This window comes from Nocardia yamanashiensis (genome assembly GCF_021183565.1).
GTDB lineage: Bacteria > Actinomycetota > Actinomycetes > Mycobacteriales > Mycobacteriaceae > Nocardia > Nocardia yamanashiensis.
Window position 1 is genome coordinate 6,462,298 of sequence record NZ_CP089226.1, and the last position, 21,259, is coordinate 6,483,556.

The window sequence follows — 21,259 nt, forward strand, 5'->3', positions numbered from 1 at the left end:
CGCGTCGCGTGCCCGGCCGGGCCACCAACGAAATGCCGCCCCCGGTCCCAGGCCGGGGGCGGCATTTCTCGTTTCGGGCTCAGTGCGCGTCGGCCATTTCCTCCTCCGCGGCCGGAATGCCCTCGCCGGTGGCGGCTTTCGCGCCCTTCATCAGGAAGAAGGCGAGCACGGTGGCGGCCAGGACGCTGATCCCGCCGGCGATGAAGGTGGCGGACATGGCGTCGGTGAAGGCTTCGCGGGCCGCGGTGATCAAGGTGCTGTCCCCGGTCAGCAGGGCCCCGCCGATGCTCTCCTTGACGGCTTCCGACGCATCGGCCGGCATGGCATCGCGGTAGGTGCCGGCCAGGATCGCGCCCAGCACCGCCACGCCCAGCGCGCCGCCGGTCTGCTGAATGGTGTCGTTCAGCGCCGAGCCGACGCCGGCCTCCTCCGGCGGCACCGCACCCATCAGGGCGCCGATGGCGGCGGGCATGGCCAGGCCCGCACCGGCGCCAACCAGCGCCATGGCCACGGCGGGGAGCCAGAAGCCGGAATCGGTGGTCAGGATGGCCAGCACCCCGGAACCCGCGGCCAGCACCAGCAGACCGGTCAGCACCATCGGACGGACGCCGAGCTTCTGCACCAGGCCGGCGCCGACGCCCTGGGCGAGCAGCGCGGCGAAGGCCATCGGGGTGAAGGCCAGGGCGGTCTTGACGGGCGAGTAGCCGAGCACGAACTGCAGGTACTGGGTGAGCACCAGCATCAGACCGGCATTGGCGAAGGTGACCAGCACCAGGGAGAAGCTGGAACCGGTGAAGACGCGATTGCGGAACAACTGCAGCGGGACCATCGGGTGTTCGGTCTTCAGTTCGCGAATCACGAAGGCGGTCAACGCGATCACGGTCAGCACCAGCGAAGGCCACACGCCCTCGAAGCCCTTGGCGGGGAATTCGATAATGGTCCACACCAGGGCGGTGGTGCCGATGATGGACAGCGTCATACCGGGCAGGTCGGTCTTCTTGGCCGGGCCCTTGGACTCCGGCATCAGCGCCAGGGCGGCGATGATGGCTACGATCGCGATCGGCACGTTCAGCACGAACACCGAACCCCACCAGAAGTGATTCAGCAGCAGGCCGCCCGCGATCGGGCCGCCGACCATGCCGATCATGGCCACCGCGCTCCAGGCCGCGATCGCCTTCGGTCGCTCCTGCTCGTCGAACACGGTGATCAGGATGGACAGCGTGCTCGGCATGATGAGCGCGCCGCCGATGCCCATGATCACGCGACCGGCGATCAGGGTTTCGGGGGTGGTGGCGTAGGCCGCGAGCAATGACGCCGCGCCGAAGAGCGCGAGGCCGATGACCATCACCAGCCGGCGGCCGAAGCGGTCGGAGAGGCTGCCCGAGGTGAGCAGCAGGCCGGCGAACACCAGGATGTAGGAGTCGATCACCCACTGGATGTCGCGGCCGGTGGCGCCGAGGTCGGTGGCGACCTGCGGGATGGCCACGTTCAGCACCATATTGTCGATCACCAGCACCAGTGAGCTCAGGCAGAGCACCACCAGGATCAGCCAGCGTTTCGGATTGCGTTCGGCGGTAGGCGAATCCGTCGCCCGCGCCATCTCGTTCTCGGTCATTCCCAGTCCCCTTCGGAAGCTTCGCCGTACACTGTGCGGCGTTGTCGAACACTGTACGGTCTCCGTACAGTGTTCGCAATAGGGAACGGTGTACGTGCTGTCGAACAGTGTTCTAGCAGCGGTTATGCTGATGCAGACGAAGGAGGAATGGCCATGGCAGCCAAGGCCGAGGAGTTCGCGACGGTATGGGCCCGGCCCCAGCGACAGCGGCGCGACTCCCCCACGCTGAGCCGGGCGCAGATCATCGCGGAGGCGATCGCGCTACTCGACAGTGAGGGATTCGAAGCGCTGAGCATGCGGCGGCTGGGGACGCGTCTCAATGCCGGAGCCACCTCGCTCTACACGCACGTGGCGAACAAGGAAGAGCTGCTCGAACTGGTGGTGGACCAGGTGTTCGGGGAGATCCGCCTGCCCACCGAGTACGTCGCCGACAACTGGCGCGAGGACCTCAAGGGCATCGCGAGCAGCGTTCGCGCCACCATGCTGGGCCATCCGTGGATCTCGGTCGTGCTGAGCACCGCCGGGCTCATCTACCTCGGCCCGAATGTCATGCGCATGTCCGAGGCCATGCTCGGGGTGCTGGAGACGGCCGGCTTCAGCGAAGACGCCACCGACCGCGCCTCGAACGCGATCTTCGCCTACCTCATCGGCTCCGGCACCACCGAAGCCGCCATGCTCACCACCGTGGCCCGCAGCGGACTCACCGAGCAACAGTGGATGGAACAGATCATGGCCACGTCCGTGGAGATGTCCAAACCCTATCCGCGCCTGCACAAGCGCTATCTGGCACACCTCGGCATCGACTCGGCCAAGGCCCGCGACGATGTCTTCGACCACGAGATCGGGCTCATCCTGGACGGTCTCGACGCCCAACGCCCCTGAGCGGACTCCGTCGGCCGGATCACTGTGCCGCGCTGCGCATTCGGCGTCGGTGCGCCGAGGTCTCGGCCACGACCGACACCGCCATCAGGGCGGCCAGTGCGGTCAGCAGCGCCGCGACCGGGATGTGCACCGCGACCGGCAGCAGGGCCAGTACCGTTGCGGCGGTGGCGAATCGGATGAGCACCACCCGCTCGCGGAGGCCGGTGAAGGCCGCGCGCACACCGGCGACCGCCAGCAGATAGAGGGCGACGCCGCCGATGATGCACGCGGCCGAGGTGGCGTTCAGATGGCTGCCGCCACCTACCACCGCGATGCTCATGGACGCACCGGTCAGCGCCAGGCCCAATTGCACCGGCAGATGGCCGAATACGTAGATGTTCAGCAGTCTCCCGCCGCGGGCCAGCTGGGTGTGCGCGCCCGCGCGGGTACTGCTGGCATTGAAGTACGACCACCACAGGCCGGCGGTGAGCGCGAACGCCGCCGCGCCCGTCACCACCGCCCAGCCCGCGGTGCGCGCCTCTACCAGGCCGTTGGTGAAGCCGAGTACCGCCTCGCCGAGCACGATGATCGTGAAGAGCCCGAAGCGTTCGCGCAGATGCTCCGGTTCCTGCTCGACCCGGGCCAGGCGGGGTCCGGCGAGCAGCGGCAGCACCAGTTCCACGACCATGGCGATGCCCCACACGACGTAGCGCCACGGCGCGTCCAGCAGCAGGCCGCCGAGCCAGCCGACGGCGGTCAGCGCGGAGACCGAGGCGAAGACGCCGAACACCGGGCGCAGCACGGGGTTTCGCCGGGTGTCCCAGCCGTACAGCGCGGCCACGCCGGCCCGGGCGATCAGGTAGGACAGTACGAATCCGGCGTCCATGGCGGTGTCGTGCCCGACCGCGCCCGCGAACACCGCCATGCCGACCACACCGGTCAATCCGGCGGTGGTGAGCAGGCGGTGCGCGGTGTTGTCACGGTCCGCGCGATTGGCGTGCACCGCGTACAGCACCCACGCCCACCACAGCGGGACGAACAGGCCCGCGGCCGCGGCAACCGCACCGGCGTCCGGGTGCGCGCCGACCCGGTGCATGATCTGCCCCACCGCCGCGACGAAGACCAGATCGCCGAAGAGTTCGAACCAGGTGGCGCGGCGCGGCGGCGCGGATTCGGCGGGCGTGGCGGTGAGCGGATCGAGCATGCCCATCAACCTACTGAGGGAACGGCTTTCAGCGGCCGGTGGCCAGGGTCGCGCCGCCGGTGACCTCCAGCACGTGGCCGGTGATGAAGGCGTTGTGGGCCAGCATGTGGATGGCGCGGGCGATTTCGTCCGGATGGCCCGGGCGGCCGGCGGGGGTGGCGGCGGAGATGCCGTCGAAGAGCTCGCGGCGCTGTGCCTCGGGAACCCGGTCCCACCACGGGGTGTCGACCAGGCCGGGTGAGACGGCGTTGACGCGCAGCGGGGCGAGTTCTACGGCCAGCGGCGGGACCATGGCCTCCAGGGCGCCGTTGATGGCGGCCAGACCGGCGCTGCCCGCGAAGGCGGCGCGGGCGGACGCGGCGGTCACCAGGGTGACCGAGCCCTGCGGATTCAGGTGCGGGAGTGCGGCTTTGAGGATTCGGACCTGCGGCCAGAACTTGCCGTCGAAGCCGGCGACGAGCTCGTCCAGGTCCAGGTCGGCGAAACCGCCCGCGCCGGACGAACCGCTGACCGAGATCACCAGGTGATCGAACTGCCCTGTCTCGGTGAAGAATTCGGCGATGGCGGCCGGGTCGGCGGCATCCACGCGGTGGGCGGTGACCTTGCCTTCGATGCGGGTGCGAGCGGCGTCCAGCTTGTCCTGGGAACGCCCGGTGATGATGACCTCCGCGCCCTCGGCGGCGAAGGCGGCGGCGGTCGCCTCGCCGATGCCGGAGCTGCCACCCATGACTACGACGCGCTGTGCTGTGGTCATTGCGAACTGCCTTCCTCTGCGATGTCCCGTCTATTATTACGAGACCGTCAGTCTCGACAACAGTGTTATCGAGACTTTTAGTCTCGACAAAGCGGTGAGTTGAGTCACAGGGAAGGACAGGCGCATGGGAGAGCGGGCGCACACCGGGCGCAAGCGCAATGAGGAAGCGCACCAGGCGATTCTGGATGCGGCGCGGCGATTGCTCGCCGAATCCGGGGGCGCTCCGATCACCATCGACACCATCGCGAAGACCGCGGGGGTCGGGAAGCAGACGGTCTACCGATGGTGGCCGTCCAAAGGCGCGGTACTGCTCGACGCGCTGACCGAGCTGGCGACCGAGGAGGTGCCGACTCCCGATACCGGCTCGCTGCGCGGTGATCTGCTGAGCATCATCGGCTCGACTTTCGCCGGGGCACAGCACGAAACGACCGCGTCGACCCTGCGCACGCTGGTCCGGGAAGCGGCCTCGGATCCCCAATTGGCGGAATTGGTGAAGACATTCACCGCACAACGGCGGGCGGCGGTGCGCGCCTTGCTGATCCGCGGGCAGGAGCGCGGCGAACTGAGCGCCGGTGCGGACCTCGCACTGATCATCGACCAGTTCTACGGCCTGTTCTGGTACCGCTTCCTGATCGGCAACGAACCGCTCGATCAGCCGGCCGCCGAACGGCTGACCGACGCCCTGCTCCGGGAATGAAGACGGCCCCCACCACGAAAGTGGTGGGGGCCATCCGGTTTCGCTCCGAGGCTCAGGCGGAAAGCCCGGCGCGAACACCCTCTTCGATGCGCTTGCCGAGTTCGGTGTCGACGCTCTTCCAGTACTCGAAGACGCGGCTCAGCACCGGCTCGCGGACGCCGCCGAGCACATGCCCGACCACATTGCCCACCAGGCGATCCCGCTCGCCGTCGTCCAGGACCTCGCGAACCAGGGTGCCCGCCTGGGTGAAGTCGCCGTCCTCGGCGTGCTGGATGTAGCCGGCGCGGACGATGGTGGGATCGAACTCCCACTTGCCCTCGTCACCGGCGCGCTCCGGATCGGCGTGCGGGCCGCCGAACGAATTCGGCGCGTAGACCGGCACATCCGCCGGGTTGTAGTCGTAGCGCATCGGGCCCTCCTTGGAGTAGGAGTTCACCTCGGCCGCCTTGGCACGGTTCGGCGGCAGCTGCGCGTAGTTGGTGCCGATGCGGTAGCGGTGCGCGTCGGCGTAGGCGAAGACGCGGCCCAGCAGCATCTTGTCGGGCGAGAAGCCGATGCCCGGAACCAGATTCGAGGGTTCGAAGGCGGCCTGCTCGATCTCGACGTGGAAGTTGCCCGGGTTGCGGTTCAGCGTCCAGCGGCCGACCTCGATGAGCGGGTAGTCCTGCTGCGACCACACCTTGGTCAGATCGAACGGGTTGAAGCGGTAGCCCTCCGCCTCGGCGACCGGCATGATCTGCACCTTGAGGGTCCAGCTCGGGAAGTCACCGCGCTCGATGGCCTCGTACAGGTCGCGCCGGTGGTAGTCGGCGTCCTTGCCCGCGATCTCGTCGGCCTCGGCCTGGGTCAGGAACTCGATGCCCTGATCGGTCTTGAAGTGGTACTTCACCCAGAAGCGCTCACCGGCGGCATTGACCCACTGGTAGGTGTGCGAGCCGAAGCCGTCCATGTGGCGGTAGGTCTTCGGGATGCCGCGGTCGCCCATCAGCCAGGTCACCTGGTGCGCGGTCTCCGGGCGCAGGGTCCAGAAGTCCCACTGCATATTGTGATCGCGAAGTCCGTTGCCGGGCAGGCGCTTCTGGGACCGGATGAAGTCGGGGAACTTGATCGGGTCCTTGATGAAGAAGACCGGGGTGTTGTTGCCGACGATGTCGTAGTTGCCCTCGGTGGTGTAGAACTTCACCGCGAAACCGCGCGGATCGCGCCAGGTGTCGGGGCTGCCCTGCTCACCGGCGACCGTGGAGAAACGCACCAGCGACTCGGTGCGCGCACCCGGCTGGAACAGCTTCGCCTTGGTGTAGGCGCTGACGTCACCGGTGACCACGAGCTCGCCGAAAGCACCGGCGCCCTTGGCGTGCACGATGCGCTCCGGTACCCGCTCGCGGTTGAACTGGGCCAGCTTCTCGATCAGATAGTGGTCGTGCAGCAGGATCGGCCCCTGCGCGCCCGCGGTCAGCGACTCGTCATCGCTGGAGACCGGGATACCGGTATTGGTGGTGGTCGGCTTGGTCTTACCGGCAGTCGTCATGCGAAGCCTCCTTTAGGTGAGTTGGCAACGTGGGCAGCGCCCCCAGAACACGACTTCGGCTTCGTCGATCACGAAGCCGTGGGACCGATCGGGTTCCAGGCAGGGCGCGGCGCCGACGGCACAGTCGATATCCACGACCGTCCCGCAGCTCCTGCACACCAGATGGTGGTGGTTGTCCCCGGTGCGGGCCTCGTACAGCGCCGGCGAGCCCGCCGGCTCGATCCGCCGCAGCAGCCCGGCTCCCACGCAAGCCTTCAACACGTCGTAAACGGCCTGCGTGGAAACCGACCCGAGCGATTCCCGCACCTTCACAGCCACCCCGTCGGCATCCGAATGCGGGGCCTCGGCCACCGCGTCCAGCACCGCGACCCGGGGAGCGGTAACCCGCAGGCCAACGGCCCGCAACTGCTCCCGTGCGTCGTATCCGGAGTGCATGCCAACCACCCTGCTCCCTTTTCTGGAATTAGTCAAGAAAACTTTCTGGAATAATTCCAGAAAGACTATTCTCGCACGTCAGACCGCATGTCCACGCTCCGACCCGGCCCGGATTCGCGTGTCGTCCTTCATCTCCGCTGTCGTTCACTGGAAAGGATTGACGCCGGCGGGCACGGTGACCCGGGGCGTGGCCGGGGCCGCGGGCGCTGTTTGGCGGGCCGGCGGGCGCGGCACATTCGAAGTGAAGTACTTCTCCAGGTCCGGGGGGATGGTGGGGATCGCCGGGAAGCTGGGGCGTTGATAGAAGGTGGGGGGTCGGTAGTAGTTCGAGAGGATGGCCGGGTTGGGGGTGTAGTGCTGGCGGTCGGCGGGTGAGTCGCTGTCAGTGGCGGCGATCACCAGGCGGATTACCAGGAATACCGCGGCTACCCCGGCCCAGCGGGCGAAACGCCTGCCGCCGGAAGTGGTTTCGGGTTTGCCGCCGCTGCGGGCGTCGGCGGCGAGTTTGGTGAGATGGCCGCGTACGGCTTCGGCATAGGCGACGGGGTCCAATTGGGCTACGCGGCGTAGTTCGCGTTCGGCCAGCGCGTAGTTGCGGCGGTCCCATTCGACCAGGGCCAGGTGGTAGAGGGCTTCGACGCGTTCGGGGTCGAGTTCCAGGACCTTGCGGAAGGCGGCTTCGGCGCGGTCCGGTTGCAGGAGGTTCTCACGCAGGATCATGCCGCGCAGGAGGTGGACCGAGATGTCGTCGGGGTCGAGTTCGAGGGCGCGGCCGGTGCAGGACAGGGCCGCTTTCGGATTCGTGTCGCGCTGGGTCGCGGCCAGTACGCGGTGGTTGTCGGCGTACTTCGGCTCCAGTTCGCACGCGCGGCGGGCGGCCGCGATCGCCGCGGTGCGGTGCTCGCGGGCGCGCGCGGAATTGCCTTCGGCACGGGCCAATTGCAATTCGGCCAGGGCGCGCACGCGCCAGGCGTAGGTGTCGTCGGGGGCGTGCCGGAGGGCGGACGTGCTCACGTCCAGGGCCTGCCGATAGTCGCTCAGGCGGAGATGGGTGTTGGCCAGTTCCGCCAGCAGATCGGCATTGTCGGGTTCGGTGGCCAGGGCTTCGGCCAGGACGCCGCGGGCGGACTCCAGCCGGCCCAGCTCGGCCAGCGCGCGGGCCTTGTCGAGCTGTGCGCTCATTCGTCGAGATCCTGCTGTCTAGCGCATGTTCCGCTGTCTCATATACGTGGCCAGCTCGTCGTAGGTGCCGTCGTTATTGGCGAATTCGACCACATTGCGGGCGGATTCGAACCAGGCGCCGGTGCTCGGGCGAATCTGGGACAGGGCCTGCTGCATATCGGCCATGGTGACCGGGCGGACGGTGCCGGAGCGGATCGAATCGGCCATGGCGAACTGGGTGGCGGACTTGCAGACGTGCGCCAGATCCGCGCCGGACAGGCCGTCGGTGCGGGCGGCCAGGGCATTCAGGTCGATGCCGGCGACGGGACGATCCCTCAGGTGATGCCGCAGGATCGAGGCGCGCGCCTCGGCATCGGGCAGGGTCACCAGAATCATGTGGTCGAAGCGGCCGGGGCGGCGCAGCGCCACATCCACATCCCACGGATGATTGGTGGCGCCGATGACGTACACGCCCTCGTTGTCGCTGGTCATCGAATCCATCTCGGTGAGCAGCTGATTCACGGTGGTGCGCATGCTGGAGGAGTTCGACAGCTGGCTGCGTTTGTGGCCGAGCGCGTCGATCTCGTCGAAGAACAGCACGCACGGGGCCTTGCGGCGGGCGGTCTGGAAGACCTGCTGCAGGTTCTTCTCGCTGCGGCCCACGTACAGATCGAGAATGTCGGCGATATCGATGGCGTAGAAGTTCGCGCCCAGCTCGCCCGCCACCGCCGAGGCCAGGAAGGTCTTGCCGCAGCCGGGCGGGCCGTACAGCAGCAGGCCGCCGCGCGCACTGGTGCCGAAAGCCTTGGCCAGCTCCGGATTCCGGATCGGGCCCAGCAGCGAGAGTTCCAGCTGCCGCTTCACCGCGTCCATGCCGCCGACATCGGCGAGGGTCAGCTTGGGACGTTCGAACAGCCCGACATCGCCTTCGGCGTAGAGCACCGGCTGCTCGTTCACGAACGACGGCGCGATGATGTCGCCGACCTGTTCCTCGGCCTTGTCCCAGTCGTAGCCGGCACCGCGCTGCGCCGGCGGATTCCGGTCCGCGCCCGGCGGCACGTCGGCTTCCTCCCCCGCGAATTCGGTTCCGGGCGGGGTGGTTCCGGGCGCGGCACCCCCGGCGACGGGTGGCGTGGTCACGGCCGCCGGGCTCGCGGATACCGGACTCGGGGTGGCCGCGCCGGTCAAAGCGGCGGTGCAGCGCGCGAGCAGTGCGGTGGCTTGAGCGTGGTGCGGATCCTGCGCGAGCGCGGTCGCGCAGTGCGACAGCGCTTCGGTGTGCCGGCCATTCGAGAGCAGCAGTTCGATGACGCTCACCCGCAGGGGCAGCAGTTCGGGATTGCGGTCCAGGACCGCCAGCAGTTCGGTGATCGCCGGATCGTCGCTCAAAGCTCCCCCATCGGTGTGCGCGCTCTCCCCATCGGCATGTGCGCCTTCGTTGCGAATGCTAAACGCTGCGGGTGACACGGCACACCCCGGTTTCCGATGCGCCCGGACGGCGTCACGCACATCACACCCGGGGGTCCGGAATACATCCGCGGGGGTCGCCGTTGAGACACATTGCCGGCGTCGGAACAGCCCCGGGCCGCACCCCATCTGTCGTTTCGAACGACCACTCGCCGAGAGGCGCTTGTTGGGCGTCGGCGCTCACTTCGCAGCCACGCTGCGAGCGAATGCCGCCAGGACTCCCCCCGCCTGGCGGCTTTTTGCTTATGCCGGACGGCATTTCGCCACGCGGCGATCACCTGATCGCCCGCTCACCGACGGACCGGCCGGTTAGCCTGAAACGCATGTTGCGCGAGCGCAGGGGGCTGGCCGGCGCATTGGCGGTGGCATTGACGATGGGCAGCGTGATCCTGGGCGGCGGTTCCGCGGGAGCGACCCCGCCGGACCTGCGGTGCTCCGAACCGACCGGCAGGCAATTCGAACGCGCCGCGCCCGAGGACGCCGGACTCGATTCCGCGCGGCTGGCCGGCGCTTTGAACTTCGCGGCGAGCCGGAATCGCTTGAACGTGCAAGTCTTCCGCCACAACTGCCTGATCGGCGCCGGGCCTGCCAATGCCGAGACCGGGAAAATCCCCTGGAACGTCTGGAGCGTCACCAAGAGCATCGTCTCGCTGATCGCCGGAATCGCTTGGGACCGCGGGCAACTCGATATCACCGCGCCCATCGACCGCTATCTGCCGCCCGGCCTCGGCGATCCGGAGCACCGCGCGATCACCGTCGAGAACCTGCTCACCGAGACCTCCGGGCTGCGCGTCGGCGTGGTGACCGAGGGCATCACCGCCATCGTGCCGGTCGATCCGTTCAGCGCGGTGCAGGCGCTGGGCGTGCCGTTCGAGGATCCGCCGGGCACCGCCTTCCAGTACAGCCAGCGCAATGTGGACCTGCTGTCGTATGTGATCGAGCTGGCGGTCGGCGAACCGCTGCAGGAGTTCGCGCAGCGAGAGCTGTTCGGGCGCATCGGCATTGCGCGTGAGGACTACTACTGGGCGCGGGACCGATCCGGCCACACCTACGGCTACGCGCATCTGCTGATCCCGCCCGACGATCTGGCGCGGCTCGGCATGCTGGTCGCGAACCAGGGCCGCTGGGGCGACGAGCAGGTGGTGTCGAGCGAGTATCTGCGCCGCGCCACCACCGAATCCGAGCACAACAGCTGCTACGGCTATCTGTTCTGGCTCGGCCCCGACTGCGCGGAGAACCCGGACTTCATGCCCGCCGGCACCTATGCCATGTCGGGCTTCGGGCTGCAGCACGTCTTCGTCGTGCCCAGCCTGGACCTGATGGTGGTGTGGACCGGCGTGTTCGGCGTGCACACCACGCAGGGCCCGACCGGGATCCTGACCTACAGCGTGGAACCGGCCTACGAGTTCTTCCGGCAGCTCTTCGCCGCCTTCGACGACCCCCCGATCCCCGATCCGGGCGGTTACGTCGAGCCGGCCTCCACCTTCGACAGCAGCAAGTACTACAACACCGATATCGCGCTGGCGATCTTCGGCATCGGCCCGGCCGCGTATCCGGGCTGCACCTTGCTGTCCTGCCTGGACCTGCCGTTGCGCGCGCCCTTCACCGACGCGCCGCCGGGTTGCGTGCTGGTGGCATGCGTCGGTCAGGATCCACGCACGCCGGGCATCCGCTGACCGCCGGGTCCGCCCGCCGCACGTGACCGCGGGCGGACCCGGGGTCAGGGTGTCACGGCCGCGCGACCCGCCAGGTCCCGCAGCTCGTCCGCGGGTCTGCGGCCCGCGAACTGCAACAGATCGCGCACCACCTCCCGCGCTCGATGATCGTTGTGCACGAGTTCGGGGGTCAGCCGTTCGGCGGTGAGCAAGGCATCCAAGGCTTCCCCGGCCTGCCGTCGCTGCGCGTGCGCGCGAGCCACGTCGACCAGGAATCGAGCCTGCCGCTCCGGCGAGAGCACCGACGCGTCCACCGTGCGGGCGGTGTCGAGCGCCTCTCCGGCATCACCCAATTCGACCGCCACCGCCACCGCGTGCACGGCGACACTGGTCGGACCGAATTCGGTGTCGAAATCGTTGCGGCCCTCGCCTAGTCGCTCGGCGGCATGCCGCGCCGCGGACAAACCCGCGCGCGCCGCCGTGCGATTGCCGTCCGTCGCCGCGATCACCGCCAGCATGAGCTGGAGGGAACCGTAGAGCGACAGCACTTCCGGACGGCAGCGCGCCTCGTCGCGAACCTGCGGCGCGAGTGCCGTGGCCGACACCCGGGCCGCCTGCCCGGCCTGTTCCAATCGCTGCAAGCGCAGGAAAGCCTGTGCCATGCGGTAGGTCCCGGCCACCACGCTGAGCGGGTCACCGGATTCCTCGGCCGCCGACAGGGCCCGATCCGCCGCGACCCAGGCCGCGTCGACTTCCTCCTGCCGCGTGAACGCGGTCGCCGCGACCTGGTAGGCGCGCGACAGCAAGGCCAGCGCCTCCGGCCGTTTGGACGACGTGCGCGCCGCGTGCTCCAGATCCGGAATCAGTTCCAGCAGACTGCTGCCCACTTCGACGAGCCTGGATTCGTGTGCCAATTGCCAGGCGAGATCCACTCGCTCGCGCAGCTCCGGCAGGACGTCGGCCGACTCGCGATCGACCTCGTCGCCGAAGAGTTGCTCGAGCGCCGGATGTCCGGTGAGCAGCAAGCGCAGCTGCTCGAAGACGGCCGAGCCCGGTCGATGCCCGTCACCGCGGTGATCGGCCATCGGTTCGGCCGCTTCCGGCCGCAGATCTCGTACCGCCACACCGAGCACGTCCGCCAGCCGCTGCAACACCGAAAGGCGCTCCACCGGAAGCACGTCCCGCTCGACCTGTGACACCCAGCTTTCCGAGCGCCTGATCGCCGCGCCCAACTCTTTCTGCGATAGTCCCCGTCTCCGGCGTAACTCCGCTACCCGTGCCCCAAGGGTACTTTCGGCCACCGGGTCAAACTCCTTCTGCCTGATCGGCTTTCCCGGCCGTCACCGCCCGCTTGTTTCGCCGATGTCTCCCATGCCCTTCTCCTTCCCGATGGGATCTGCCGACAAGGATTCCAGACCAGGCGAGCTTACGGCGCACAGTATGGAACATGGATTTTTCTTATTGCACCGCAATTTTTCTGTGTTTAACGTTTGTAGAGGACCCGTCGAACCAATCCGACGACAAGAGGTGGCCATGCCCGGCGAACTCTTCTTCTTCCTTCTAGGCGCCGGAATCGGCGGTGCGGCAATGTGGTTCGCGGCTACGGCCGTCACGGCCACCAAGTATTCCAGTTCCGCCGGCGGGCCGACGGTGCAAAGCATCAAGGCTCGCCTGGAACGTGAAGGTACCCGCTACTCACGGTTGCCGAAAGGACAATCCGCCCATCGGGCAGCACCACGATGACGACCACCCCCGAAACCACGGAAGTTCATGTGCGCCTGCGTTTTCCAGGCGGCATGATCCTGGACTACCGCGCCGACCGCGCAATTGCGGAGCGGCTGGCGGCGCATTTGCGCCCGCACTCCATCGAAGTGACCATCAATGGACAACTCGGGGCAAATCTCCGCCCCCTACCCTGTGCCGAACTATGGGTCGATTGACCAATTACAACTCTCGTAGCTCTCAGCGCTTCGCTCCCGAACCCCCTCGGTCGAATATGAAAATCGGGCCGTTCAATCCATTGGATTGAACGGCCCGATTCTTGCTTCGAAGATCAGCGGTTCTGGAGCAGAACTTCCGCGATCTGAATGGTGTTGAGCGCCGCGCCCTTCCGGAGGTTGTCACCGGAGATGAACAGCGCGAGGCCGCGCCCGTCCGGCACGCCCGGATCCTGGCGGATGCGGCCGACCAGGGATTCGTCGATGCCGGCGGCCGCGAGCGGGGTGGGGACGTCCACCAACTTGACGCCGGGGGCCTTGGCGAGGAGTTCCTCGGCGCGCTCCACCGAAATCGGTTCGGCGAATTCGGCATTGATGGACAGCGAGTGGCCGGTGAAGACCGGGACGCGCACGCAGGTGCCGGAGACCAGCAGGTCGGGCAGGCCCAGGATCTTGCGGGACTCGTTGCGCAGCTTCTGGTCTTCGTCGGTCTCGCCGGAGCCGTCGTCGACCAGTGCGCCCGCGAGCGGGATCACGTCGAAGGCGATCGGCGCGACGTACTTGTTCGGGGCCGGGAAGTCCACGGCGGAACCGTCGTGCACCAGCTTCTCGGCATCGCCGATCACCGCGCGCACCTGGGTCGCCAGCTCTTCCACACCGGCCAGGCCGGAGCCCGAAACCGCCTGGTAGCTGGACACGATGAGCCGCTGCAGGCCCGCCGCGTCGTGCAGCACCTTGAGCACCGGCATGGCGGCCATGGTGGTGCAGTTCGGGTTGGCGATGATGCCCTTGGCCAAGTTCCGGGTGGCCTCGGGGTTCACCTCGGAGACGACCAGCGGGACGTCGGGATCCTTGCGCCAGGCCGAGGAATTGTCGATGACGGTGACGCCGGCCGCGGCGAAGCGCGGGGCCTGCACCCGGGACATGGTGGCGCCGGCGGAGAACAGCGCGATGTCGAGCCCGGTGGGATCGGCGGTCTCGGTGTCCTCCACGACGATGTCCTTGCCACGGAACGGCAGGGTCTTGCCGGCCGAGCGCGCGGACGCGAAGAACCGCACCTCGTCGGCCGGGAAGTCGCGCTCCTCCAGCAGCTTCCGCATGACGGCGCCGACCTGACCGGTCGCGCCGACGACGCCTACGCGTACGCCCATGACTTATCGCCCCGTTCCGCCGTGCACCACGGCCACTTCGTCGCCGCCGAGATCGAACGCCGCGTGCAGGACCTTGACCGCCTCGTCGAGGTCGGTGTCGCGGACCAGCACCGAGATGCGGATCTCGGAGGTGGAGATGAGATCGATATTGATGCCGGCCTCGGCGAGGGATTCGCAGAAGGTGGCGGTCACGCCCGGGTGCGACTTCATCCCCGCGCCCACGAGGGACACCTTACCGACGTGATCGTCGAAGACGACCTGGGAGAAGCCGATATCGCCCTGGCGCTTGGTGAGCAGTTCGACCGCGCGGGCGGCATCGAGCTTGGGCAGGGTGAAGGTGATGTCGGTCTTGCCGGTCTCCACCTTCGAGATGTTCTGCAGCACCATATCGATATTGATCTCGGCGTCGGCTACCGCGCGGAACACCTTGGCGGCGTAGCCCGGTTCGTCCGGAATGCCGACCACGGTCACCTTGGCCTCGCTGCGGTCGTGCGCGACGCCCGTGAGGATTGCTTGCTCCAAGGGGATGTCCTCCATCGATCCGGTAATCAGGGTGCCGGTCTTGTCCGTATAGGAGGAACGGACGTGAACGGGCACGTTGTAGCGGCGCGCGTACTCGACGCAGCGCAGCATGAGAACTTTCGAGCCGCAGGCGGCCATCTCCAGCATTTCCTCGTAGGAGACGGTGTCCAGCTTCTGGGCATCGGAGACCACGCGCGGGTCGGCGGAGAAGACGCCGTCCACATCGGTGTAGATCTCGCAGACGTCGGCATTGAGGGCGGCGGCCAGCGCGACGGCGGTGGTGTCGGAGCCGCCGCGGCCCAGCGTGGTCACGTCCTTGCTGTCCTGGGACACGCCCTGGAAGCCGGCGACCAGCACGATGGTGCCGTCGGCGAGCGCGTTCTGCACCCGGCCCGGGGCCACGTCGATGATCTTGGCGTTGCCGTGCGCGCCGGTGGTGATGACGCCGGCCTGGGAGCCGGTGAAGGAGCGGGCCTCCGCGCCGAGCGAGTGAATGGCCATGGCCACCAAGGCGTTGGAGATGCGCTCGCCGGAGGTGAGCAGCATGTCCATCTCGCGGGCGGGCGGCGCGGGGGCCACCTGCTGGGCCAGGTCCAGGAGTTCGTCGGTGGTGTCGCCCATGGCCGAGCACACGACGACGACGTCGTGGCCCTGCTTCTTGGTCTCGACGATCCGCTCAGCGACCCTGCGGATGCGCTCGGCGGTGGCGACCGAGGATCCTCCGTACTTCTGAACGACGAGAGCCACGGCGGGAATCCTCCAAGATCGACAAACTGCTGCTACCGACCCCCAAGGTTACCGGTGCAGGTCCACCGGATTTGCGCCTACCTCCTCAGTGACCGGTCACAGACCCGCCGCTACCCGAATCGAACTTGGCGGTAAGGGTTTCCAGTAGGTAGTGGTGCTTGGTGTTGTGGAAGACGTCGAACAGCCACTCGCCGTCCCGGCGCACCGCCACGAAGACGGTCACCTTCGTATTGAAGCGGCCCCGGCGTTTCCGGCCCTTCACCACCGCGCCGCGGCCGTGCACCACCGCCACGTCCGGGGCGAGGAAGCGCACCGAGGTGATCTCGCCGTCGAGATGGGTGCCCTTCAGATATTTGGCGAAAAGCGGCGCGTGCGTGGCCTCGATGGCTTCCCGACCGCGCGTGTGGGTGCCCATCCAGGTGACGTAGTCGGCGTCGGCGGTGAAGGCCTGGGCATAGGCGTGCGCGTCGCCATCGGCCCACGCCTGGTTGACGTGCTCGAAAAGCGCACGCACGGCGGCTTCGTCGGTGATCTGCGGTGTGGTCATGACATCCCTCCCCTGGGATTTGCCTGATCCGTTCATCTACTGAATCAGTAAATAGTTGACTCAGTAAGAGATTGCGCGGCGCAGACTAAACTGTCAAGCGATGACGAAGAAACACGACCAGCTGGGCCGGGCACTGACGCTCGCCGCCCAGCGCAGCGCCACCGACTCGGTGATGGTGCACCAGGCCGTCGCCGACCGGCTCGGCCTGCACGTCACCGACCTGCGCTGCCTGAACCTGCTGCGCCTGGACGGCCCCGCCACCGCCGGCGAACTCGCCCAGCGCACCGGCCTCACCACCGGCGCCGTCACCCGCATGATCGATCGCCTGCTGAAAGCCGGCTACGTGCGCCGCGAGCACGACGCCGGCGACCGCCGCCGCGTCATCGTCAGCGTCATCGAGGAGCGGATCGACGACGTCGCCCCGCACTACGAGATCCTGGCCCGCGAATTCGGCAAGGTGATGGGCGATTACACCGTCGAACAGATGGAAGTCCTGCTGGACGTCTTCCACCGCCTGCACGAAACCTCCGTCCGCGTCACCGCCCTGCTCCGCGAAACCCCTTGACACCCAACGATCGCCCGTCGTCGGCTAGCGGTTACCGCGCCCCGCGGCGCACGTGCTGCCGGGTCCACGCACCCTTGTTCATCGCCGCGCGCGGGTGAACCAGCTGACCTGGGTGCCGTTGGCGAAGTTCTTGCGGTCGGTGAGGGTGAATTGCTTCGGGTCGTAGGTGCCGGAGAGGGCTTTGGTGCCGGCGCCGAGGACGACGGGGTAGCTCTTGATGATCAGTTCGTCGATCTCACCGAGCAGGGCTGCCGCCAGCTGGCCGCCGCCCGCGAGCCAGATGTCCTTGCCCTCTTCCTTTTTCAGGCGCTGGACCAGGGCCACCGGATCGCCGTCGACGAGTTCGACGCCCGGAGCGTCGATGGAGCCCAGCGTGGTCGAGACGATGTATTGGGTCGTCATGTGCGGGTAAGGGCTGTCGATGCCGATCAGCTGTCCCGGTTCGTAGGTGTTGCGGCCCATGACCAGGGTGTCGAAATGGACGGGCGCGGTGCCGGGCGCGATGCCGAAGTGCGGCCAGACGTGGGCCGGCAGGGTCTCGGGGTATTCGGCGGCGAGCCAGGCCAGGAACTCGGGGGACAGATCGAAGGCGCTGATGTCGTGGTTCGGGCCGGCGATGTAGCCGTCGAGGGACATTCCGACGAAGTAGGTGAGCTTTCGCATTCTCGTACCGCCTCAGCTGTTGTACTCTGCCTGTAGTGATTTGAACAAGGACGAATGTAGTACTACGGATGGAGTGGTGTCAATGGCCAGAACGAACCCCGAGCGCCGGCAGGCGCTGCTGGACGCATCGATCGAGGTCCTGGCGCAGGAAGGGGCTCGCGGCTTGACCTTTCGCGCGGTAGATAAGGAGGCGGCGGTGCCCGCGGGGACGGCCTCCAACTACTTCGCGAACCGGGACGAGCTGCTCGTGCAGACGGGACACCGGTATTACGAGCGGCTGATCCCGAGCGACGAGACCATGGACAAACTGAACGGTCCGCGCACCCGGGAAACCATCGTCGAACTGATGACGGAGATCGTCGAGCGCATCACCAGCTTCCGCACCGGCTATCTCGCGGTTCTCGAACTGCGACTGGAGGCCACCCGGCGGCCGGAATTGCAAGCCTTGTTGACCGAACGCGTGCAAGCCGATCTCGACTTCAATATCCGCAATCACCTGGACTCCGGCCTGCCCGGCGACGCCGACACCGTCGTGCTGCTCTACCTGGCCCTGAACTGGCTGATCCTCGAACGGCTCACGCTGCCAGGGATTTTCACGGCGGAGCGGACCGCAGAGCTGGTGCGGGTGGCGGTGGATCGGGCGGTCGGAAGCGGGGTCGACGCACCCTTGTGACACACATCACGATCGGCGAATAATTCGAATCATGCGAGCGAATGTCGGTGACCGGCTTGTCGTGCACGGCCGGAATGTCGGGCTGCCCGATCACACCGCGGAGATCGTGGAAGTCCGTGGCGCGCACGGTGAACCGCCGTATGTGGTGCGGTTCGCCGACGGGCGCGAGAGTCTGGTCTTCCCGGGGCCCGACGCGGTCGTCCTACCCCCTCGCTGAGGTTTCCAAACCTACTGGTCCGGAAGCTGCGAACCAGACGTAGTTGACTCTCAGAGCGACGCTGGTCACAATCGGCAGCCAAGGCTGGAGGGTTGGTAATGCGTACTAAAACAGACCACAGGTTCGTCATCGACGTCGAACCCGATCAGGTGATGGACGCTTTGCTCATGGTCGAGCAGCTGCCGGACTGGTCCCCCTCCCATCAGGATGCGCGCGTCGCGACCAGGGACAATCGTGGTCGCCCCAAGCGGGTGTACGTCACCGCGACCCCCATGGGCCGCCCCGACCGCCAGGTCGTCGAATACCAGTGCACCGAGGAACGCGTCTCCTGGACCGTCACCGAATCCTCCGCCGGCGCCGGCGGCAAGGGCTTCTTCGAGATCAGCGAGCACCCCGACGGCGGTACCGAGGTCTGGTACCACTCCGAGATCTACCTGCCGATTCCCGCGCCCGGCATGCTGCTCAAGCGCACCGCCAAGCGCGAGGGCGAAGCCGTGGTGGAGAACTTCATCGCCTTCGTCGAGGACCTCACCGGCATCGAACGCCTGCCCGAGGCGGACGAGCTGGCCTATCCCGAAGCGGTCGCCTACGAGCAGCCCGGCTTCTCGCGGCAGCGCCCGTACACCGGCAATTTCGAACCCGGGTTCGGCACCGCCTAACCCTGCCGACCGCTCGGTCTGATGCCGAGCGCGAACACGGCACGCGGGCACTGCCTTTCGCCGCCCGAACCGGGCAGTATGTCCAGCATGCCCGGAGCTAAGCGACGATCCCGAGTCGTCTCGGTCACCGAGGACGCCTCGGTGACCCAATTGGAGCTGTTCTTCGACCTGGTGGTGGTCTTCGCCTTCACCATGGTCACCGACCTCGCCGCACACGAGACCACCGCGGTGAACATGCTGCGCGCGCTGCTCATCCTGATGCTGCTGTGGTGGGGCTGGATCGCCTACTCGTGGCTCGGCAATGTCATCAAGGCCGACGAGGGGATAGCGCGACTGGCCATATTCGTGGCCATGGGGGCGACCTTCATCATCGCGCTCACCATTCCCGAGGCCTTCCACGACCTGCCGGGCGGCTGGTACGCGCCGCTGGTCTTCGTCATCGCCTACCTGGTGCTGCGGTTCATCCACCTGGCCACGTTCTGGCTGGCCAGCGCCGATGACGCGCAGCTGCGCGGGCAGGTGATCCGCTGGGCGGCAGGCTCGCTCACCATCTGCGGCACGCTGCTGCTCGCCGGCGCCTTCGCCCACGACGGCTGGCAGATCGGGCTGTGGGCGGCCGCGCTGGGCGGCGACATGCTGTGGACCATGTTCGCGGGCAACGAATGGCGGCTGAACTCGGCCAAGCACTTCGCCGAACGGTACGGGCTGATCGTCATCATCGCGCTGGGCGAATCCATCGTCTCCATCGGCATCGGGGTGTCGGGGCTGCCCATCGACTGGCCCATCGCGGTGGGATCGATGCTGGGGCTGGCCATCTCGGGCCTGCTGTGGTGGGCGTACTTCGACGTCGCGGCCCTCACCGTCGAACACCAGCTCCAGCACGCACACGGCGAGCGGCGCATCCAGATCGCGCGGAATTGCTATACGTACTGGCACTTTCCGATGATCGCCGGTGTCATCGCGCTGTCGCTGGGGCTGAAGAAGGTGCTCAACTACGTGGGCGACGAATCCCATCACACCCTGTCCGACCCGCTCTACGGCATTCCGCTCTACGCGCTCTTCGGCGGCGTGGTGGCCTATCTGCTCGCGCTGGTCGGGTTCAAGAAGTACGCGACCGGGACGCTCAGCGTGCAGCGGCTGATCGCCGCCATCGTGCTGCTGGCGCTCATCCCGCTCGCCACCGCGCTGCCCGCGCTGGCCTCGCTGGCCATCCTGTGCGCCGTGCTGGCCGCGCTGATCATCTGGGAGACCCGCTCGCTGGCCGAGCCCCGGGAAACCATCCGGCACGGGCACTGAGCCGCCCGGAGGGCTTTCAGACCGCGCGCGGGGGCCGGTGATCGATGGATTCCGGCACCCGCGTCCCCGACTGCACCGCCTCGCGCATCTGATTCACGTTCTCGCGCAGCACATCCGCCACCAGTTCATCGGTGCGCGGATCCGCGAGGACCTGGAACACCATGCGGAAACTGGCATCGGCGATGCCGCGGATGATGTCCTCGTGGAAGGGCAGGTAGCGGACCCGGCCCAGGGCGGGGTCCTGGCGGATCAGCTCCAGCATCATCTGATCGAGTTCGGAGCGATTCTCCTCCAGGGCATTCGCGATATTCCGGGTGTAATGGCCGGTGCGCAACACCTCGGCGACCTCGTCCAGCACCGCCATGGTTACCGGCCGCCGGACCGCGTCGACGATCACCCCGACCGAGCGATTCACCACCGCCGCCGTCACCCGGTCACCGAACGCGCGATCGGCCACCCGGCCCACCCGCACCGCGATCACCACGATCCGCAGCAGCCGGAACCCGCGGAAGAACGGGCTGGTCACCGGGATCATGCCCAGTACCTCGTACCAATAGACGAACGGGAAGGTCCAGCTCCAGCCGGCCCGCCGCCAGCGCAGTCCGAACTCCACCGCGAAGATCGCGCAGATGCTGTAGTCGATCACCCGGATAGTCCGGTAGGTGTGCCCGGACACCGGGAAGAAGGTCACCCAGACCACCAGCACCACCGAGACGACCGCCAGCCCGAGCATGGCGAAATCCGTCCACAGCGCGGGCGGCTTGCGCGGGAACTCGTCGTCGGCGTCCGGCTCGCTGGTCACGGTCATCCTCGACCCCTTCCACAGTCACAGATTCGCCAGAGTAGTAGCCCAGGCTTAACCGCGGATGTGGCATTTTCGAGGTATTCCGCGTCGCGGTTTCACC

The 21,259-nt window shown here is 67.4% G+C and carries 22 protein-coding genes; 9 read left to right on the plus strand and 13 right to left on the minus strand.

Features of this window, described 5'->3' with window-relative positions; genetic code table 11:
- Positions 1–79: 79 nt before the first annotated feature.
- Positions 80–1,615 (minus strand): MFS transporter, encoded by a 1,536-nt coding sequence (locus tag LTV02_RS29890; RefSeq protein WP_233035130.1) that lies wholly within the window; start codon positions 1,613–1,615, stop codon positions 80–82.
- Positions 1,616–1,768: 153 nt separating this feature from the next.
- Here LTV02_RS29890 and LTV02_RS29895 point away from each other — a divergent pair, with 153 nt between their 5' ends.
- On the plus strand, positions 1,769–2,497 hold the full coding sequence (locus LTV02_RS29895) for a TetR/AcrR family transcriptional regulator (protein WP_233035131.1): 729 nt from the start codon (positions 1,769–1,771) through the stop codon (positions 2,495–2,497).
- A gap of 19 nt (positions 2,498–2,516) precedes the next feature.
- On the opposite strand, the gene LTV02_RS29900 is transcribed toward LTV02_RS29895, so the two are convergent.
- Both LTV02_RS29900 and LTV02_RS29905 read right to left on the minus strand, forming a co-directional pair.
- Positions 2,517–3,680, minus strand: coding sequence for a low temperature requirement protein A (locus tag LTV02_RS29900; protein WP_233035132.1), 1,164 nt, complete (start codon positions 3,678–3,680; stop codon positions 2,517–2,519).
- Between the two features lie 28 nt (positions 3,681–3,708).
- Positions 3,709–4,434 carry an SDR family oxidoreductase gene (locus LTV02_RS29905; protein WP_233035133.1) on the minus strand — a complete coding sequence of 242 codons (726 nt, stop codon included), beginning with the start codon at positions 4,432–4,434 and terminating at the stop codon, positions 3,709–3,711.
- 124 nt (positions 4,435–4,558) lie between these two features.
- Here LTV02_RS29905 and LTV02_RS29910 point away from each other — a divergent pair, with 124 nt between their 5' ends.
- A complete protein-coding gene (locus LTV02_RS29910) occupies positions 4,559–5,131 on the plus strand; it encodes a TetR/AcrR family transcriptional regulator (protein WP_067718454.1) in 573 nt (190 codons plus the stop codon).
- A 52-nt stretch (positions 5,132–5,183) separates the two neighbouring features.
- On the opposite strand, the gene LTV02_RS29915 is transcribed toward LTV02_RS29910, so the two are convergent.
- The 4 genes from LTV02_RS29915 to LTV02_RS29930 all read right to left on the minus strand — a co-directional run bounded on the left by LTV02_RS29915 (position 5,184) and on the right by LTV02_RS29930 (position 9,644).
- Positions 5,184–6,659 carry a catalase gene (locus LTV02_RS29915; RefSeq protein ID WP_233035134.1) on the minus strand — a complete coding sequence of 492 codons (1,476 nt, stop codon included), beginning with the start codon at positions 6,657–6,659 and terminating at the stop codon, positions 5,184–5,186.
- 12 nt (positions 6,660–6,671) lie between these two features.
- Complete coding sequence (locus LTV02_RS29920; RefSeq protein ID WP_233035135.1) at positions 6,672–7,094, minus strand: Fur family transcriptional regulator; 423 nt, start codon at positions 7,092–7,094, stop codon at positions 6,672–6,674.
- A 144-nt stretch (positions 7,095–7,238) separates the two neighbouring features.
- Positions 7,239–8,276, minus strand: coding sequence for a tetratricopeptide repeat protein (locus tag LTV02_RS29925; RefSeq protein WP_233035136.1), 1,038 nt, complete (start codon positions 8,274–8,276; stop codon positions 7,239–7,241).
- A gap of 18 nt (positions 8,277–8,294) precedes the next feature.
- Entirely contained in the window at positions 8,295–9,644 is a 1,350-nt protein-coding gene (locus tag LTV02_RS29930; protein WP_233035137.1) for an ATP-binding protein, read from the minus strand.
- Between the two features lie 401 nt (positions 9,645–10,045).
- Here LTV02_RS29930 and LTV02_RS29935 point away from each other — a divergent pair, with 401 nt between their 5' ends.
- Entirely contained in the window at positions 10,046–11,398 is a 1,353-nt protein-coding gene (locus tag LTV02_RS29935; RefSeq protein ID WP_233035138.1) for a serine hydrolase domain-containing protein, read from the plus strand.
- Positions 11,399–11,442: 44 nt separating this feature from the next.
- Here the strand turns inward: LTV02_RS29935 and LTV02_RS29940 are convergent, their stop codons facing one another.
- A complete protein-coding gene (locus LTV02_RS29940; RefSeq protein WP_067718438.1) occupies positions 11,443–12,678 on the minus strand; it encodes a helix-turn-helix domain-containing protein in 1,236 nt (411 codons plus the stop codon).
- 438 nt (positions 12,679–13,116) lie between these two features.
- On the opposite strand from LTV02_RS29940, the gene LTV02_RS29945 reads away from it, so the two are divergent.
- On the plus strand, positions 13,117–13,317 hold the full coding sequence (locus tag LTV02_RS29945; RefSeq protein ID WP_067718435.1) for a hypothetical protein: 201 nt from the start codon (positions 13,117–13,119) through the stop codon (positions 13,315–13,317).
- A gap of 113 nt (positions 13,318–13,430) precedes the next feature.
- On the opposite strand, the gene LTV02_RS29950 is transcribed toward LTV02_RS29945, so the two are convergent.
- The 3 genes from LTV02_RS29950 to LTV02_RS29960 all read right to left on the minus strand — a co-directional run bounded on the left by LTV02_RS29950 (position 13,431) and on the right by LTV02_RS29960 (position 16,281).
- Positions 13,431–14,465 (minus strand): aspartate-semialdehyde dehydrogenase, encoded by a 1,035-nt coding sequence (locus LTV02_RS29950; RefSeq protein ID WP_067718432.1) that lies wholly within the window; start codon positions 14,463–14,465, stop codon positions 13,431–13,433.
- A gap of 3 nt (positions 14,466–14,468) precedes the next feature.
- Positions 14,469–15,734 carry an aspartate kinase gene (locus LTV02_RS29955; protein ID WP_067825541.1) on the minus strand — a complete coding sequence of 422 codons (1,266 nt, stop codon included), beginning with the start codon at positions 15,732–15,734 and terminating at the stop codon, positions 14,469–14,471.
- Positions 15,735–15,819: 85 nt separating this feature from the next.
- Complete coding sequence (locus tag LTV02_RS29960) at positions 15,820–16,281, minus strand: SgcJ/EcaC family oxidoreductase (RefSeq protein ID WP_233035139.1); 462 nt, start codon at positions 16,279–16,281, stop codon at positions 15,820–15,822.
- Between the two features lie 100 nt (positions 16,282–16,381).
- Between LTV02_RS29960 and LTV02_RS29965 the strand changes: the two genes are divergently transcribed.
- Complete coding sequence (locus tag LTV02_RS29965) at positions 16,382–16,846, plus strand: MarR family winged helix-turn-helix transcriptional regulator (RefSeq protein WP_233035140.1); 465 nt, start codon at positions 16,382–16,384, stop codon at positions 16,844–16,846.
- Positions 16,847–16,924: 78 nt separating this feature from the next.
- On the opposite strand, the gene LTV02_RS29970 is transcribed toward LTV02_RS29965, so the two are convergent.
- The gene (locus tag LTV02_RS29970; RefSeq protein WP_233035141.1) at positions 16,925–17,509 is read right to left on the minus strand and encodes a dihydrofolate reductase family protein; all 585 of its coding nucleotides are present in this window, start codon (positions 17,507–17,509) and stop codon (positions 16,925–16,927) included.
- An 82-nt stretch (positions 17,510–17,591) separates the two neighbouring features.
- Between LTV02_RS29970 and LTV02_RS29975 the strand changes: the two genes are divergently transcribed.
- The 4 genes from LTV02_RS29975 (at position 17,592) to LTV02_RS29990 (ending at position 20,354) form a co-directional block, all read left to right on the plus strand.
- Positions 17,592–18,182, plus strand: coding sequence for a TetR/AcrR family transcriptional regulator (locus LTV02_RS29975; protein WP_233035142.1), 591 nt, complete (start codon positions 17,592–17,594; stop codon positions 18,180–18,182).
- A 31-nt stretch (positions 18,183–18,213) separates the two neighbouring features.
- A complete protein-coding gene (locus tag LTV02_RS29980; protein ID WP_233035143.1) occupies positions 18,214–18,399 on the plus strand; it encodes a DUF1918 domain-containing protein in 186 nt (61 codons plus the stop codon).
- A 98-nt stretch (positions 18,400–18,497) separates the two neighbouring features.
- Positions 18,498–19,058, plus strand: a complete 561-nt coding sequence (locus tag LTV02_RS29985; protein WP_233035144.1) for an SRPBCC family protein — start codon at positions 18,498–18,500, stop codon at positions 19,056–19,058.
- Between the two features lie 87 nt (positions 19,059–19,145).
- Positions 19,146–20,354, plus strand: a complete 1,209-nt coding sequence (locus LTV02_RS29990) for a low temperature requirement protein A (protein ID WP_233035145.1) — start codon at positions 19,146–19,148, stop codon at positions 20,352–20,354.
- A gap of 16 nt (positions 20,355–20,370) precedes the next feature.
- Here the strand turns inward: LTV02_RS29990 and LTV02_RS29995 are convergent, their stop codons facing one another.
- The gene (locus tag LTV02_RS29995) at positions 20,371–21,162 is read right to left on the minus strand and encodes an ion transporter (protein ID WP_233035146.1); all 792 of its coding nucleotides are present in this window, start codon (positions 21,160–21,162) and stop codon (positions 20,371–20,373) included.
- Positions 21,163–21,259 lie beyond the last annotated feature (97 nt).